The organism is Fictibacillus sp. Mic-4 (assembly GCF_049843615.1).
In the GTDB taxonomy this organism is placed as follows: Bacteria; Bacillota; Bacilli; order Bacillales; family Fictibacillaceae; genus Fictibacillus_A; species Fictibacillus_A gelatini.
Genome location: NZ_JBBHZM010000020.1, coordinates 23,788 through 39,431 on the forward strand (window position 1 = coordinate 23,788; position 15,644 = coordinate 39,431).

15 protein-coding genes are annotated in these 15,644 nt (G+C 42.0%); 7 read left to right on the forward strand and 8 right to left on the reverse strand.

All coding sequences use genetic code 11. The annotated features are described in order from the left end of the window. Positions 1–43 precede the first annotated feature (43 nt). On the reverse strand, positions 44–637 hold the full coding sequence (locus WD019_RS13400) for a YdhK family protein (protein ID WP_425711807.1): 594 nt from the start codon (positions 635–637) through the stop codon (positions 44–46). Positions 638–843: 206 nt separating this feature from the next. Here WD019_RS13400 and WD019_RS13405 point away from each other — a divergent pair, with 206 nt between their 5' ends. From WD019_RS13405 to WD019_RS13420, 4 genes are all read left to right on the forward strand, one after another. Beyond that, a complete protein-coding gene (locus tag WD019_RS13405; protein ID WP_425711808.1) occupies positions 844–1,362 on the forward strand; it encodes a cysteine hydrolase family protein in 519 nt (172 codons plus the stop codon). A 175-nt stretch (positions 1,363–1,537) separates the two neighbouring features. Continuing rightward, positions 1,538–1,873, forward strand: coding sequence for a metal-sensitive transcriptional regulator (locus WD019_RS13410; RefSeq protein ID WP_035351888.1), 336 nt, complete (start codon positions 1,538–1,540; stop codon positions 1,871–1,873). A 75-nt stretch (positions 1,874–1,948) separates the two neighbouring features. After that, on the forward strand, positions 1,949–2,158 hold the full coding sequence (copZ, locus tag WD019_RS13415) for a copper chaperone CopZ (RefSeq protein WP_026679257.1): 210 nt from the start codon (positions 1,949–1,951) through the stop codon (positions 2,156–2,158). A gap of 159 nt (positions 2,159–2,317) precedes the next feature. Continuing rightward, a complete protein-coding gene (locus WD019_RS13420) occupies positions 2,318–4,729 on the forward strand; it encodes a heavy metal translocating P-type ATPase (protein ID WP_425711809.1) in 2,412 nt (803 codons plus the stop codon). A gap of 139 nt (positions 4,730–4,868) precedes the next feature. Here the strand turns inward: WD019_RS13420 and WD019_RS13425 are convergent, their stop codons facing one another. The 7 genes from WD019_RS13425 to WD019_RS13455 form a co-directional block, all read right to left on the reverse strand. Next, positions 4,869–5,777 carry a cation diffusion facilitator family transporter gene (locus WD019_RS13425; protein WP_425711810.1) on the reverse strand — a complete coding sequence of 303 codons (909 nt, stop codon included), beginning with the start codon at positions 5,775–5,777 and terminating at the stop codon, positions 4,869–4,871. Positions 5,778–5,931: 154 nt separating this feature from the next. Further along, a complete protein-coding gene (locus tag WD019_RS13430; protein WP_035351882.1) occupies positions 5,932–6,291 on the reverse strand; it encodes a DUF1516 family protein in 360 nt (119 codons plus the stop codon). Positions 6,292–6,538: 247 nt separating this feature from the next. Continuing rightward, the gene (gene pdxT, locus WD019_RS13435) at positions 6,539–7,120 is read right to left on the reverse strand and encodes a pyridoxal 5'-phosphate synthase glutaminase subunit PdxT (RefSeq protein ID WP_425711811.1); all 582 of its coding nucleotides are present in this window, start codon (positions 7,118–7,120) and stop codon (positions 6,539–6,541) included. Between the two features lie 21 nt (positions 7,121–7,141). Beyond that, positions 7,142–8,026: a pyridoxal 5'-phosphate synthase subunit PdxS gene (gene pdxS / locus WD019_RS13440; RefSeq protein WP_425711812.1), complete on the reverse strand. Its 885-nt coding sequence runs from the start codon at positions 8,024–8,026 to the stop codon at positions 7,142–7,144. A gap of 236 nt (positions 8,027–8,262) precedes the next feature. After that, a complete protein-coding gene (gene efeB / locus WD019_RS13445; protein WP_425711813.1) occupies positions 8,263–9,534 on the reverse strand; it encodes an iron uptake transporter deferrochelatase/peroxidase subunit in 1,272 nt (423 codons plus the stop codon). Positions 9,535–9,560: 26 nt separating this feature from the next. Further along, positions 9,561–10,727, reverse strand: a complete 1,167-nt coding sequence (efeO, locus tag WD019_RS13450; protein ID WP_425711814.1) for an iron uptake system protein EfeO — start codon at positions 10,725–10,727, stop codon at positions 9,561–9,563. A 7-nt stretch (positions 10,728–10,734) separates the two neighbouring features. Beyond that, positions 10,735–12,213 carry an FTR1 family protein gene (locus WD019_RS13455; RefSeq protein WP_425711815.1) on the reverse strand — a complete coding sequence of 493 codons (1,479 nt, stop codon included), beginning with the start codon at positions 12,211–12,213 and terminating at the stop codon, positions 10,735–10,737. 729 nt (positions 12,214–12,942) lie between these two features. Between WD019_RS13455 and WD019_RS13460 the strand changes: the two genes are divergently transcribed. The 3 genes from WD019_RS13460 to WD019_RS13470 are packed head-to-tail and all read left to right on the forward strand — an operon-like array spanning position 12,943 to position 15,624. Continuing rightward, positions 12,943–13,740: an SGNH/GDSL hydrolase family protein gene (locus tag WD019_RS13460; RefSeq protein WP_425711816.1), complete on the forward strand. Its 798-nt coding sequence runs from the start codon at positions 12,943–12,945 to the stop codon at positions 13,738–13,740. Beyond that, positions 13,737–14,651, forward strand: coding sequence for an ABC transporter ATP-binding protein (locus tag WD019_RS13465; RefSeq protein ID WP_425711817.1), 915 nt, complete (start codon positions 13,737–13,739; stop codon positions 14,649–14,651). Before WD019_RS13460 ends, WD019_RS13465 begins: the two co-directional genes overlap by 4 nt. Then, positions 14,644–15,624 carry an ABC transporter permease subunit gene (locus tag WD019_RS13470; protein WP_425711818.1) on the forward strand — a complete coding sequence of 327 codons (981 nt, stop codon included), beginning with the start codon at positions 14,644–14,646 and terminating at the stop codon, positions 15,622–15,624. The genes WD019_RS13465 and WD019_RS13470 overlap by 8 nt, the downstream gene beginning before the upstream one ends. Positions 15,625–15,644 lie beyond the last annotated feature (20 nt).

Genomic DNA, 15,644 nt, shown 5'->3' on the forward strand with positions numbered 1-15,644 from the left:
TTTAAAACACCTGGAAGCCTTGCTTCCAGGTGTTTGCTCAAGTTTATTTAGATGTTAGTTCGCTTTCGGTGACCCATTTATGATTTTTTACTGGTTCTCCGCCAGTAGTTGACGTGTAATCAATCATATATACTGTCGTTTTTTCTGCAGTTTCAATTGTTCCAGTGGCGCCTTTCATACCTTTCATATGATCAGCTTCTAAAGTAACTTTTGTCCCGGGTTTTAAGACTTTAGTACCTGCATCTTTGATTTCTTCTTGGATGACCCACTTATGATTTTTTACCGGTTTTCCGCCAGTAGTTGGTGTGTAAGTGACAGAATAAGCTATCGTATCATAAGCACCGGCAATAGTTGCTTCAGCTCCATCCATACCTTCCATATGGTCTGCTTTCACAATTGCCTGGCTTCCTACTTTAAAGGCCGGATTCTTTGCTGCTTTTAAACCTTGCGGGATTTTCCCTGAGCTAGAATGCTCCATCTTATTATGATCCATACCTTCCATTTTGCTATGATCCATCCTTTTCTCGTTTTCCGTATTCCCGCTGTTTTTGGCTTTTTCATCACTTGTGTTGGAGCAGGCGCTAAGTACTAAGAAAAAAACGGCAATTAAAGATAATATGGTTTGTTTTTTTAACATGTGAACTCCTCCTTTGCTTCGCAGGATACCAAAAAAATGTGCAAAAATTATGCAGAAACCTCAAATCGAAAATTATGCTTAAAATTTTCGACTTTGTATTTACTAAATTAAAAAGTGTATAGTTTGCTTATTTAATCAAAGCAAGAGGGATGGCAATTGATCATGTCGAATATTTTTAATACTTTATTTATGGGGAGAGGTTAAACATGCAAAAGACTGCATTGCTCATTGTAGACGTTCAAAATGCCATGTTTGATGAAGCTAACCCGATATATGATGGAACACAGCTTCTTAAAAATCTTGAGGATGTAATTCAGAGAGCACGCGCCGCCAACATCCCTGTCTTTTTCGTTCAGCATAATGATGAGGAATTCAAAACTGGTACTCCTGCGTGGGAAATTCATCCTGCGATTGCCCCAATTAAAGGGGACGTTGTCATCCAAAAACGTACGCCGGATTCTTTTCATGGAACTGAGCTTTATGAAAAACTTCAAGCAGAACAAATCAAACATCTTGTTATCGCCGGAAATCAGACCGAGTATTGCATAGATACTACATGTCGCCGGGCATTTAGTCTCGGGTTTCATGTCACACTTGTCAAAGATGCCCACCGGACATGGGATTCCGGTACGTTAAGCGCCAAACAGATCATTGCTCATCACAATCAAGTGTTAGGGAATGCCTTTGCTACGCTTATGGAAACTAAAGAGATCCAATTTTTCTAAAAAAGAAGATTGGAATTGAAGAATTCGGTCCAGGGGGGTAAACAAGGCAAGGTCTTACCCCTTTATGGTATATTGTATATACAAAAATTAGAATGTGACTTGGACGATAAAAGTGTGTAAAATAAATATATAGTACCCTGTATGGGTATATCAGCCTTAAAGTGAGGGATGTTCAATGAGTAACGAAATAATTCCTGATAAAAATAATAAAGAAGAAATGGAAGGTTGTGAAACAAGACACGGGAAAGTTCCGAACGATTTAAAAGTGAATCTCATCAAAAGAATGAACCGGATTGAAGGGCAAGTTCGCGGCATCAAAAATATGATCGAACGGGATGTTTATTGCGATGATATTTTAAATCAAATGTCCGCCGTCCAATCCGCTCTCCATTCTGTTTCTCGATTACTGCTCGAAAGCCATATGAATACATGCGTTATAGACCGCTTAAAAAATGACGACCCGCAAATCATTAATGAATTTATGAAAACTTTATCAAAATTAATGAAATAAATGAATTGACATACGATAGGGGGGTATAGTAACATTAAGCCATAATAAAAATAAAACTTTTTGGAGGGATTGGATATGCAAAATGTAACGTTATCCGTACAAGGAATGTCTTGTAACCATTGTGTCAATTCGATTGAAAGTGAAGTTGGAAAATTAAATGGGGTAAGCGAAGTAAAGGTTCGATTGAATGAGGGAAAAGTGGATGTTACATTTAACTCCGAAGTAGTTTCCCTGGAACAAATCAAAGAAACAATCGAAGAACAAGGCTACGACGTCGCTTCCTGATTAGAATGCAAAACCTCAAATGGTTTAATGACTCAAAAATCATTACATCTATTTTTTTTCTCGCAAGGATATCGTGCTAAGCACATTTAGCACGATATCTTTATAGAATATTTTATACCCTTAAGGGGTATGTGTATATTAAGGAAAGGAGAATACCTTATGAGTGCCGATAAAGAAACAACGATGCAAATTGCCGGAATGTCCTGTGCGGCTTGCGCGATTAAAATAGAAAAAGGCTTAAAAAAAATCGAGGGCGTAAAAGACGCCAATGTGAATTTTACATTGGAAAAATCAAAAATTACGTATGACCCGAATGTAACGGATGTTTCTAAATTTCAGTCTAAAATTGAATCGTTAGGATATAAGGTGGTTAAAGAAAAAGTTGAATTCGAAATTTCTGGAATGACGTGCGCGGCTTGTGCCAACAGGATCGAAAAGAAATTAAACAAACTTCCAGGTGTACTGAATGCGACGGTCAATTTTGCACTAGAAACGGCTTCTGTAGACTATAATTCTTCGGAAATTACTGTCTCTGACATGAAAAACGCCATCTTAAAAATCGGTTATAAGTTGACGGAAAAAACAGAACAAAAAGAAACAGCACAGGGCCATCGACAAAAAGAAATCGAGCGGCAAAAAGGAAAGTTTATCTTTTCGCTCATTCTTTCATTCCCGTTACTCTGGGCAATGGTCAGCCATTTTTCATTCACTTCATTTATTTGGCTGCCAGATATGTTGATGAATCCGTGGGTTCAGCTGGCGTTAGCCACTCCGGTTCAATTTTTTGTCGGCGGTCAATTTTATGTAGGCGCCTATAAAGCACTACGAAATAAAAGCGCGAATATGGATGTCCTCGTCGCTCTAGGAACTTCAGCCGCTTATTTTTATAGCCTTTATTTGTCCATTCAATCGATCGGATCAACCGGGCATATGGTTTCCCTTTATTTCGAAACAAGCGCGGTTCTCATTACGCTCATTATTTTAGGGAAACTGTTTGAGGCAAAAGCAAAAGGTCGCTCTTCCGAAGCGATTAAGAAATTGATGGGCCTGCAAGCGAAAACCGCAACTGTCGTCCGTAATGGTGAAGAAATCGTCATTCCGATTGAAGAAGTAGAACAAGGCGACATTGTGTATGTGAAACCGGGGGAAAAAGTTCCGGTTGATGGTGAAATTATTGAAGGGCGTTCTTCCCTGGATGAATCAATGTTAACCGGTGAAAGTATCCCGGTCGATAAAACAATCGGTGATGCGGTTATCGGCGCAACAATCAACAAAAATGGCTTTCTTAAGATGAAAGCAACAAAAGTTGGCAAAGATACGGCTTTAGCGCAAATTATTAAAGTCGTAGAAGAAGCGCAAGGATCTAAAGCGCCCATTCAACGGCTTGCTGATAAAATTTCCGGCATTTTCGTTCCAATCGTTGTCGGCATCGCCATGATGACCTTCTTCATCTGGTACTTCATTGTCAGTCCCGGTGAATTTGCGGTTGCCTTAGAAAAATTAATTGCAGTATTAGTCATCGCCTGTCCTTGCGCGCTCGGATTAGCCACTCCTACTTCAATTATGGCAGGTTCAGGCCGATCAGCAGAATACGGCATTCTCTTTAAAGGCGGCGAACATTTAGAAACGACTCATCGGTTGAATACGATCATCCTTGATAAAACGGGAACGGTTACAAATGGAACACCTGTATTAACAGATGTCGTAACGAATGGCATGGACGAAAAAGAATTCCTTGAACTAGTTGGGGCTGCAGAGAAAAATTCAGAACACCCATTAGCTGACGCGATCGTCAAAGGAATTACCGATAAAGGAATTACGCCCGGAAAATCTGAAGAATTTGAAGCGATCCCCGGGTTTGGTATTCAAGCAAAAGTCAACGGAAAAACCGTCCTGGCCGGAACCCGCCGTCTCATGAAGAAGTTTAATGTGGAAGTCGGAAGCGCCTTAAAGCAAATGGAACAATTGGAACGGGACGGCAAAACAGCGATGCTGATTAGCGTTGACGGTCGGTATGCCGGAATTGTCGCCGTGGCGGATACGATTAAAGAAACATCGAAAGAAGCGGTTGCGAGATTAAAAGAAATGGGTCTTCAAATCATTATGATTACAGGTGACAATGAACAAACGGCAAAAGCGATCGCTAAACAAGTCGGAATCGATGAGGTGATCGCGGAAGTGTTGCCGGAAGGAAAAGCGGATGAAGTGAAAAAGCTTCAAGCGACCGGAAAGAAAGTCGCCATGGTCGGAGACGGTATTAACGACGCGCCGGCTTTAGCAATTGCAGACATCGGAATGGCGATCGGCACGGGAACGGACGTCGCGATGGAAGCGGCCGACATAACGCTCATTCGCGGTGATTTAAACAGTATCGCCGATGCCATTTTCATGAGCAAAAAAACGATTCGAAATATTAAACAAAACTTGTTTTGGGCATTTGCCTATAATGCTATCGGTGTGCCAATCGCAAGCATAGGATTGTTAGCCCCATGGCTTGCAGGTGCCGCGATGGCATTCAGTTCCGTATCCGTTGTCTTAAACGCACTTCGCTTGCAAAGAGTAAAACTATAACACGGGAGGGGTTATGTGATGGGCAAAATGACGAAATGGGCGCTATAAAATGTAGCTTATCATGTTTCGCCACTATCATTACAAATCGGTGAAATAAAATTTGTACAGAGCATAACTTGTGAATGGCATTGTCTATCAATCAATGCCATTCACACCTCTCTACACAATGGCAGTCGGTTGGCTCCTTCTCAATTTGAATGGTTGAATGGGCAATATGAAACTCTTTTTCAATCAACCCGGCTGCCTGGCGCAGAATGATCTGTTCATCGCTATCTACTTCAATTTTTAAATGGCAAGTTAGCATCGGAAAGTCGGATGAGAGTGACCAGACGTGGAGGTCATGGACATTTTCAACCTTCGGAATTGTTAATAGATAGCGCTCAATCTCCTCAAGCCGAATATGAGACGGTTTGCCTTCCATCAAAACATGCAAAGCATCCTTTGTCACCCTTATGGCAGATGCAAAAACGAGAATTCCGACGATGCTACTTGCAATCGGATCGGCGATCTCCCATCCGAAAAACATGATTAACAACGCCGCGATGATAGCTCCAACCGAGCCGAGCAAATCCCCTACGACATGAAGAAAAGCACTGCGTAAATTTAAATTTTCACTCGTATCGCCTTTCATTAAAATCCAGGCTGCCAGCACATTAATGACAAAACCGATGAGAGCGATGGTGAGCATTCCATTGCTGGCTACGACAGGAGGATGCTGAAACCTTCCTATCGCTTCCCAAAAAATATAAAGGGAAACGACAATTAAAGCGATCCCGTTGAATAACGCCGCAAGTATTTCAAATCGTTTGTAACCGTATGTTTTATGTTCGGTCGATCTCTTCTCTCCTAATTTAAACGCGAGAAGACTGAGTCCAAGAGAGATGGCGTCGCTTAACATATGACCGCTATCTGAAATGAGCGCAAGGCTGTTTGTTATAATGCCTCCGATAATCTCCGCAACCATAAAGCTGAGGGTAAGTAAAAATGCCAGTAAGAGAGACTTTTTATTCTTATGATGAATATGGTGATGATCGTGTCCATGTCCCATTATATTCACCCCTTAATATATGTGTATATAATCATATATTAATATATTGGATTCGAATAGTAAATACAAATTAATTATTCCCGGGTAAACGGGGAAAAACACTTTAAAAAACAAAGAAGCCGGCCCTCTTTAAAAGAAAACCGGCTTTTTACAGTTAAAAATGGATAAATCCTTTTCCAATCGAGACAATGACAATTAAGACAATAACAATAAAGATCCATAGCACTGCGGTAGGTTTATTAGTGTTTCCTTTCGTTCTTGCCAATAACATTTCCATCGTACCGATAAGCCATAATGCTAACAGACCTTTAATAATATAAATCGGTTGAAAATGAATACTTATTAACAAGCCGATACCGGAAACCACCATAATGACGTAAAAAAGGCGTAAAATCATATGTATTATTTTTCCGGCCTTTAGCTTTCCTGCTTTTAATAAAAAGAAAGCGATGACAAACAAAACAATCATAATGATCCATGTATCCGCATGTGCATGATATAATCCGTTAAACATTTTTTCCTCCTTGTTTCCACTATTTATAAATAGTATAACAAAACTTTTGAATGACGGAAAATTTTCAAAGGCAACTACTTCTTACATCTTTGTGAACGGAACAAAGTTGCATAGCAATTTTGTTCTGCGGTGAGAAATGAAATATTAGATTTGCCGCAGAATAGCAGATTCCGTTTATTCACATTATAGACACTATCATTTCCTAAAACGAAAAACATCCCTTTCGTTCATCGAAAGGGATGTTTTTTTAAGCAACCGCTTGTTTCTTTTCTTTTACCATATCTACAAAGTATTGATGCATGCGGAAATCATCTGTAAGTTCCGGATGGAATGAAGCGCATAAGAAGTGTCCCTGTCTGGCAGCTACGATTTTGCCATCATGTCTGGCCAACACATCGACGCCCTCTCCTACTTCAACGATATATGGTGCGCGAATAAATACGGAAACAAAATCTTCACCGATGCCATCAATTGATAAGCTCGCTTCAAAGCTGTCTACCTGGCGGCCAAAAGCGTTTCGTTCAACCGTCATGTCGATAAGCTCTAAATGTCCTTCATCCTGGCCAATTATTCGTTTCGCCATTAAAATGAGACCCGCGCATGTTCCAAAAACCGGTTTTGCAACTGCAAAGTCCTTTAAAGGTTGAAGAAAGCCGTACTTATCAATTAAACGGCGCATTGCCGTACTTTCTCCGCCAGGCAGAACTAAACCATCGATATCATTTAGCTCCTCCACGCGCTTTACAACTACCGCTTCTACTCCACAAGCTTCAAGGGCTTGTACATGTTCACGAATAGCACCTTGAAGTCCTAGTACTCCGATTTTCATTGTTATTACTTCCTTTTCCTCTTACCAGCCGCGCTCTTGCATGCGTTCAGCAGGCTCTAATCTTGAAATCTCGATGCCTTTCATCGGCGTTCCTAATCCTTTAGAAAGCTCGGCAATCAATTTGTAATCTTGATAATGGGTAGTTGCTTCAACGATCGCACGGGCGAACTTCTCAGGATTTTCCGATTTGAAAATGCCGGAACCTACGAATACGCCGTCCGCGCCAAGTTCCATCATGAGTGCTGCGTCCGCTGGAGTTGCCACGCCGCCTGCCGCAAAGTTTACAACTGGAAGCTTGCCTGCTTCTTTAATTTGAAGAAGGATTTCGTATGGCGCGCCAAGGTTTTTCGCTTCGGTCATTAGCTCGTCCTTGCTCATCGACACGACTTTACGAATTTGCGCCTGGATCATGCGCATATGGCGTACCGCTTCAACGATGTTGCCTGTTCCTGGCTCCCCTTTCGTACGGATCATGGAAGCGCCTTCTCCGATGCGGCGCGCTGCTTCGCCTAAGTCGCGGGCTCCACATACGAATGGAACCGTATAATCGCGCTTGTTCAAGTGGAATACTTCGTCTGCCGGCGTTAACACTTCACTTTCGTCAATGTAGTCTACACCCATCGCTTCAAGCACGCGCGCTTCGACGATATGGCCGATACGCGCCTTCGCCATGACAGGAATCGAAACCGCATTCACGACTTCTTCGACAATCGTTGGGTCAGCCATGCGGGCTACACCGCCTGCTGCGCGAATATCGGAAGGAACGCGTTCTAATGCCATTACGGCTACCGCTCCAGCTGCTTCTGCGATTTTCGCTTGCTCTGCGTTGACAACGTCCATAATGACGCCGCCTTTTTGCATTTCTGCCATTCCGCGTTTAACACGCTCTGTACCTGTCTTTGACATGCTTCAATTCCTCCTAGATGTAAAGATTACTGGTTTCAAAATTTTTAAGTATTCCAATCCATTTTATCGTATTTTTTGAATATTTTCTATCTGTTAATTGAAGGAAACTTTTATAGAACAAAAAACGCGATAAAAAATAATTCTACGATTGATGTATTATACGAATATCATTATAAAGTACTATCCTCAACATATCTAGAGGAAATTATTCACTAACTAATGATTGTTAGGTTGACTTAGATGATGTGAAAAAGCTGTTCGCCGATAAAGCCCCCTTTTTTCACTCCCGGTGGACATGCGAATACGCTGCTTGAAACGTGCTGAATGTATTCGTTTAATGCATCGCTTCGAGCCATTTTTGAGAGCATCGGAATGAATTGTTTCTTTACGCTTTGCTGAAAGCTGATAAAGAATAATCCTGCATCTAAATACCCTGTTTTTGGATCAAGCCCGTCCGAATACGAATAGGCTCTACGGAGCATCTTCGTTTTCGTCTCGCGTGCTAAGCGCACGTGCGAGTTTGCCGGCAAATCATTCAATGATACAGAATCGTATTCATGTACCTTTCCAAACGGCGCTCCGCTCACTTTTTTCCTTCCGAATGTTGCTTCTTGTTCTTTAAACGATGTACGATCCCACGTTTCTGTAAACATCCGAATCTTTCTGGCTACTAAATACGTGCCGTTTTGCATCCATGAAGGTTCCTGTTTGGTCACCCACAAGTATTGATCTTGCGCCTTTTTATCGCCAAGTTCACGATTGGCCGTTCCGTCTTTAAATCCGAAAAGATTTCTTGGCGTTTTTCCATCTGGTATGCTAATGAAGCCGTTTTGCATCCAGCGAATGACCGCACCGCTGCGTGCAACTCTTGCAAGATTGCGGATCGCATGAAAGGCAACCGTCTGATCGTCGCTGCATGCCTGGATGCAAATGTCACCGCCCGATAGTTCCTTTTTCAGTTCATCCCGCGGCATTGGCGGAATATCGGCTAGCTCGGCAGGCTTTTTCGCGGCAAAACCAAATCGGTCTTCCCCATTTTTCGTAAAAAGCGTTGCACCAAATCCAAACGTAATCGTTAAGCGGGATGCAGAAAGACCCAATACTTCGCCGGTATCATCCGGAGGCAAGAATTCGTTTGGCTGGTCCTCTCCAACCATCCGGCCTTTTGTCATCCGCTCGCTGTATTCCGTCCATGTTTTCAATAGTTTCTTTAACTCATCCCTGTCATTATGGGTGACGTCAAATGCGGCAAAACACATGTATTTTTGCTGGGGAGTCGTTATCCCGGCCTGTTTTACTCCATAAAATGGAACCATGCCTGAACTCGTTTGACTGCCCTCTTTTGTTCCAGGACGGAGAGCGTCTAGCGAGAAAAGAGCGCCCATGCCGCTTGCGCCAAGGGCGACACCCGCCCCGGCGACCGCGGTCATTTTCAACATATCCCGCCGGCTGATTGTATTCTCTTTATCCTCTATTTGAACATGTTCGTTTTTATTCTGCGCTGTCATTTGACTTCCCCCTAAATTTGAAACGACTAGCTTAATAGTTTAGCAACTTTCGATAACGATTCGGATAACGTATTAAGCTGCTGGCTAATTTTGCGCGTGTCTTTTTCCTTTAATTGATTGTATGACACGAAGCTAGCACCTTTTTTAAATTGTTTTAATGAACGTTGCAATGCGCTGAACTCTTTTTCAATGGAGTTTGCCAACTCCGGGTCTTTTTTCATTAACGGCTCTTTTACAACATCAAATATCGCTTTCGATCCTTCGACGTTTGCCGCAAGGTCGACAAGGTCAACATGAGAGTAACGTTCCTCTTCACCGGTAATTTTTGAAGTCGCCGCTTCATCCAACAATTCAACCGCCCCGGCAACGACCTGAGCCGGCTCAAGTTGTACAGCTTCAATCTTCTTGTGAAGCTCTTTAACGTCCTGAACAAGCTGATTTACAACTTTCTCCTGTCCTTTAGTCGTTTTATTCACCCATAATGCCTTTTCAATAACATGGAATCCCGTCCATTCCGAAGGGCTTGAGACATCATTTTCGCGGGCATCGATTTTCGGATCAAGGTCTCCGAAGCTTTCGGCAATCGGTTCAATTCTTTCATAATACGTTCTAGCATTCGGATATAGCTTCTTTGCCTTTTCCATCTCGCCTTTGATCACGGCATTTGAAAACTCTTCCGTTGCTGCCACAAGCTGATTGCTTTGCTTCAAGACATACTCTTTATATTGCTCAACAGCCTTATTAAGGTCAGCATTTGCAGTCCCTTTTTTAGAAGGCTTAAAGTTCTTCAATTTATTTAAGCTAACGGCCATTTTTTCATTAAGGCCGGATAATGTTTTCTGATCGACTGGCTCGATCTTTGTACCTGAAACAAGTGGCAATAGCGATTTTTCCGTTTCTGTGTAAAGAAGCGGAGCCGATTTGCGTACTTTATTTTCAAACGAAAACCATGTTTTGTTAATTTGCTCGCCTAATTTCTTCACTTTGGCGCTGTCTTTTTGATCGAGCGCTTTTGTAAGCTCATCAGATAGTTGAAGTAATTTGTCTGTACCTTCCCCTACAGCATTTTGCGCAGATTGGGCCGTTTTTGCTTTTTCATTATTTTTCTGGTCGTTTGCCTGATTAGTATTACAAGCGCTTAAAGCGAGAGAGCTAACGACCAGTACGGATAAAATCGAAGTAAAACGTTTCATTAATGGTTCATCCTTTCAGTGCAGCTTTTTGTTTTTTAGAAATGGTTGTAATAAGAAGAACGGCGATTGCTGCCACTACTAATATAATTTGCGGAATCGCACTGTACCACGACGGGTAAAAGCCGATAAAGTTAATACTTGGCAAGTGCAAATTCACGTTTGCCGGGATGACTCCTGCCAATTGCAAGCTATGAATACCTGTTCCTGTGAATTTAAGGCATAAATAAAAGACAATCACGCTCGACACGATAAAAAATGGCTTTAAAGGTATTTTGAGGCCGACTTTTATAAAAATAAAAGCAATTACGGCCAATGTTCCCAGTCCAAGCGCAATTCCTGAAAGTAGTCTTAGTGGCGTCATATGCTGAATTAAGCCGATTAAAAATAAGACCGTTTCCGTCCCTTCACGAAAAACTGCTAAAAACGAGAGCAAAGCGAATGAAAACATTTTTCCTGTACCAAGAGCCGCTTCGCTTTTCTCGCGAATATAGGACGTCCAGTTGCTAATATGGGATTGACGGTGCAACCAATAGCTCACATAAAGCAACATAAGGGCCGCGATAATCCCAGTCCAGCCGACGATTAAAAAGTTGTTGTCGCCAAAGGAAACGGACGTAAAAATAAACGAGACGAGCAGGGCGAGAGCAATACTTGAGAGAATTCCCGCACCGACTCCGCCAATAATCCATTTATTTGCTTTAGGCGCTTTCGCTTTTTTCGTAAACGAAAGCAATGCGCCGACCACCAATAACGCTTCAAGCCCTTCCCGTATAGGGATTAAAGCGGCATCGATGATCCCATAGCCATTTTGGTTGGCAAGCGGCTCGAGATCATCGATCATATGGTCGATGATTTTTACGGCATGTTCGGTATTTGGTTTTTGTGCATGAAGGAGGGCAGAAACCGTCCCCATATCCCGTTCCGTACTATCATAAACGGCTTTTGATTGGCTCACGACATTCCCTTCAACGCTAAGCCATGTCGACTTCACTTCATTCATTCGTTCTTTCGCTTCATTGTATTGATTGTCCTTAATGAGCGATTTTGTTTCTTTTAACAGCGAAATATAATCTTTCAAACTAACATTTTTCTTAATATGACTGCCAGCTTTATAGTTTCCATTTATAAATTTTTCATTTGCTTTTTTTAATGATTCAAGTGTGCTGATCAACGTTTCTTTTTTATTTTGCATAACGGCAAAGGAAACTTGCCCCATTTTATCTTCAATGTCCGCATAAGCTTCACTCGATGTTTTGCGCACGCCATCTTCAATCTCAAGCCAGCGATTATTGAAATCTTCATACGTCTTTTTCGCTTCATTGAGCTTATTTTGTTTCGCAAGCTTAATCGCTTGATCAACGAGCTCCTCGGCTTTTTTGACATCATCCTCCGGTTTTACTGCTGCTTGCGCATAGTTGGATAAGCCAAGTATTATGTATACGAAAAGAAAGGCGGTGACGATAGATAGGAAACCCCTTTGTTTCATGACTATACCTCCAATTTCAACTGATAATGATAATCATTGAAAATCATTATCATTATCAATGAGAAAGCCTACTTTGTCAATATGAAATTTACACCATGAAATGCCCGCCTTTCGTTGAATGGAGGCTTTGATGGGAGAGTGGTACATCCAAAAAAATTCTTTTCGAATGAAAAATTACTCTCTTGTGCCCCTAAGAAAGTTCTTATTTTTAAGAACAAATTTTCACCTGTAAAAAAGATAAGAAGATGGAAGCAAAAAACAGGATCAAACTTCTCTAGTGTGGTGCTATTTTCATGGCATTTGGACAATAACCGGTTGATTTCCGATAATAAATCGTTTCCATCGGACAATAAATGGCCTCAGTCGGATAATAAATTTAGTATATTTTTCGCTTATTGTCCAAAAGTAAGATGTTATTGTCTAAACCGGATGATTTATTGTCCAAATAAGAGCACTTATGGTCCGAGAACGAAATCATTTTAAATGATGTAACAATTCGTGATCGTTTTTCCTCATTTCACAGATCTAACGAGGTGTTCTTAAAATAACGAATGTTTGATTATTGAAATCCAAACTTTTTTTCTAGAAGGGGCACTAGCTTTTCCCCACCTTACAGAATGGATGGGGCGTTTGTGGGCAATAAAGAAGATAGGAAAACCATGCAAAGTATTAATCTTTTTTTCGCGATTCTGGTATTCTTTAGGTAATTCAGTTGGAAGGATTGGTCATGTGAAAAAACGAATCATTACGATCATTACCGCTTGTTCCATTTTGTCTGCGGCTCTTTGTCTTATCGGCCTTGGATGGGTCATGAAAGATCAATTGATCGGGACAAGAAACATGAAAGTTACAACACAACCCGCACAAGAAGTCCCTCATCCTGCCCATCAACAAATACATATTGCGGCTTTTGGCGATTCCCTTACCCGCGGTACCGGCGATCCCGAAGGAAAAGGGTATATCGGCTACCTCATGCAGGAATTAAAGAAAAAGACAAAAAAGCCGATTACCCTGTCAAACAGCGCCATTAAAGGGCAAACGTCATCACAGCTTGTAAAACAACTGGCCGAGCCGGAAATCCGGCGTCAAATTAAAAATGCAACTATCATTCTTCTTACGATTGGGGGAAATGATTTATTTCAAGGAGGAAAAGCCATTTCCCATCTCGACCCGACATTTATGAAACGTTCGGAAAAGACGTATTTGGCGAACGTTAAAAAAATTTATTCTACGATCCGATCGCTTAACCAATCAGCAACCGTATTCCATATCGGCCTGTACAATCCGTTTATCGACATGGAAAAATCGAAGTTAACCTCAACTATTGTCCGACAGTGGAACTTCGATTCAGCAAATACCGCTGCCGATTATAAAAAAATTGTTTACGTGCCGACATTTGACTTATTTGAGCTGAATGTAAATGACTACTTATTTAATGATAAATTCCATCCGAATGCAGCGGGCTATAAATTAATCGGGGAACGGGTTGCCGCCCTTATTACATTCAGCGAGGAGGGGAAAAGGTGAGTCAGGTGCCAGCATTAAAAGTAACCGATTTACGAAAAACGATCGCGGGCAAAGAAATAATTAAAGGGCTTTCATTTGAATTGTATCCAGGGGAAGTTTTCGGATTTTTAGGGCCAAACGGCGCTGGCAAAACGACGACGATCCGGATGCTCGTCGGTTTAATTCGACCTAGCTCCGGATCCATTTTCATTTCGGGCAAAAACGTTCAAACCGAGTTCACCGCCGCGATGAAACATCTTGGCTGCATTGTCGAAAATCCTGAGCTTTACCCTTACTTGACCGGATGGGAAAACCTTGAGCACTTTGCAAGAATGGACCCTTCCATTCCGAGAAAGCGGCTCGATGAAGTGATCGATCTCGTCGGCCTGAAACTTCGCATTCACGACAGGGTTGGTACGTATTCGCTCGGGATGCGCCAGCGACTTGGCATTGCGCAGGCATTGCTCGGGAACCCTCAGCTTCTTATTTTAGATGAACCGACAAACGGCCTTGATCCTGCCGGTATTCGGGAAATGAGGGAATTTATCCGCTTTCTTGCGGAAAAGGAAGGTTTAAGCGTTCTTGTCTCTTCCCATTTACTGAGTGAAATTCAATTGTTATGCGACCGGGTAGCCATTATTTCAAAGGGGCAGATCATCCGCATTGACACGGTCTCTTCCCTTCTTGAGGAGCAAGAGCGAGTAGAATGGAAAGCCGAACCGGTTGAGGTAGCGAAACAATTATTAGCCGAAGAAACCGATGTTAAACTTGGGGATAACGGAATTTTGATTACACCACATGTCGAAGGAAAAATAGCGGATTGGAATAAAAAATTGGTCGATCGAGGCGTTAAAGTAAAAGAAATGAAGGCAAAGCTGCCAGCGCTTGAAGACTTGTTTTTGGAACTGACTGGGGGAGAGCATATTGATTAACCTCGTTTACAATGAGCAATTAAAGCTTTTTCGAAAAAAGCGATTGTTTGTCATTATTTTGATCGTCGCTTTTCTTGTTCCTATTTTTACATATGCGCAATACAAACAGGTGAAAACAACGGAGGAACTGCTCGGGACGACCGATTGGCGGACCCAGCTGCAGCAAGAAATTGTCGATACGCAAAACCGTCTCAGCTCAAGCAGGCTCCAGGAGGATATCCGCCAGTTTTTAAAAGTCCGACTGACCCAGCAGCAATATTATCTTGACCACAACATTAATCCAAATGCGCCAGGTGCCCCGACGTTTATGCGCGTATTTGCGGAGAATTCAATCGGGTTGCTTCTCCCCTTGCTCGTCATGGTCATTGCCGCCGATTTAGTCTCCTCTGAAGCGAGCGGCGGCACGATTAAGCTTCTTTTGACACGGCCGGTCAAACGGTGGAAAATTTTATTAAGCAAGTATATAGCCTTGCTTCTGTCCATTTCTTTTATCGTTTTATGCGTTGCAATTTTGACTTATGGAATTTCAGGATTGGTCTTTGGTTACGGCGGCTGGAGCATGCCAATGTTGACCGGATTTACGTCGAAGGGTGAAGAATTGATCACGACAGGCGTTCATTTGATTCCGCATTGGGAATACATTTTGATGGAGTTCGGCCTCGTCTGGTTTGTATGTTTCGTAGTCGGTACGCTTACCTTTATGCTTTCGGTATTACTTAGAAGTACAGCAGCTGTAATGGGAATTATGCTTGCCGCCCTCATTAGCGGCGCCATCCTGACGAACATGGTTTCTTCATGGCACAGCGCGAAGTATTTGTTTATGGTAAATTTGCAGCTGACGAATTACGTAAACGGTTTGAAGCCGCCGATAGAAGGAATGACGCTCGGATTCTCGATCGCTGTTTTATTGATCTGGGCGCTGGCCGCACTCATCATCTCTTTCTTTACCTTTACAAAAAGAGATGTATATTAAGATAGGAAATATAATGTGAT

Excerpts from the sequence above, each read along its gene's own strand:
- efeB (WP_425711813.1), bottom strand. The coding sequence starts at position 9,534 with ATGACAGCGCAGAATAAAAACGAACATGTTCAAATAGAGGATAAAGAG.
- efeO (WP_425711814.1), bottom strand. The coding sequence starts at position 10,727 with ATGAAACGTTTTACTTCGATTTTATCCGTACTGGTCGTTAGCTCTCTC.
- WD019_RS13430 (WP_035351882.1), bottom strand. The coding sequence starts at position 6,291 with ATGTTTAACGGATTATATCATGCACATGCGGATACATGGATCATTATG.
- WD019_RS13455 (WP_425711815.1), bottom strand. The coding sequence starts at position 12,213 with ATGAAACAAAGGGGTTTCCTATCTATCGTCACCGCCTTTCTTTTCGTA.
- copZ (WP_026679257.1), top strand. The coding sequence starts at position 1,949 with ATGCAAAATGTAACGTTATCCGTACAAGGAATGTCTTGTAACCATTGT.
- WD019_RS13410 (WP_035351888.1), top strand. The coding sequence starts at position 1,538 with ATGAGTAACGAAATAATTCCTGATAAAAATAATAAAGAAGAAATGGAA.
- WD019_RS13425 (WP_425711810.1), bottom strand. The coding sequence starts at position 5,777 with ATGGGACATGGACACGATCATCACCATATTCATCATAAGAATAAAAAG.
- WD019_RS13405 (WP_425711808.1), top strand. The coding sequence starts at position 844 with ATGCAAAAGACTGCATTGCTCATTGTAGACGTTCAAAATGCCATGTTT.
- WD019_RS13400 (WP_425711807.1), bottom strand. The coding sequence starts at position 637 with ATGTTAAAAAAACAAACCATATTATCTTTAATTGCCGTTTTTTTCTTA.
- pdxS (WP_425711812.1), bottom strand. The coding sequence starts at position 8,026 with ATGTCAAAGACAGGTACAGAGCGTGTTAAACGCGGAATGGCAGAAATG.
- pdxT (WP_425711811.1), bottom strand. The coding sequence starts at position 7,120 with ATGAAAATCGGAGTACTAGGACTTCAAGGTGCTATTCGTGAACATGTA.
- WD019_RS13420 (WP_425711809.1), top strand. The coding sequence starts at position 2,318 with ATGAGTGCCGATAAAGAAACAACGATGCAAATTGCCGGAATGTCCTGT.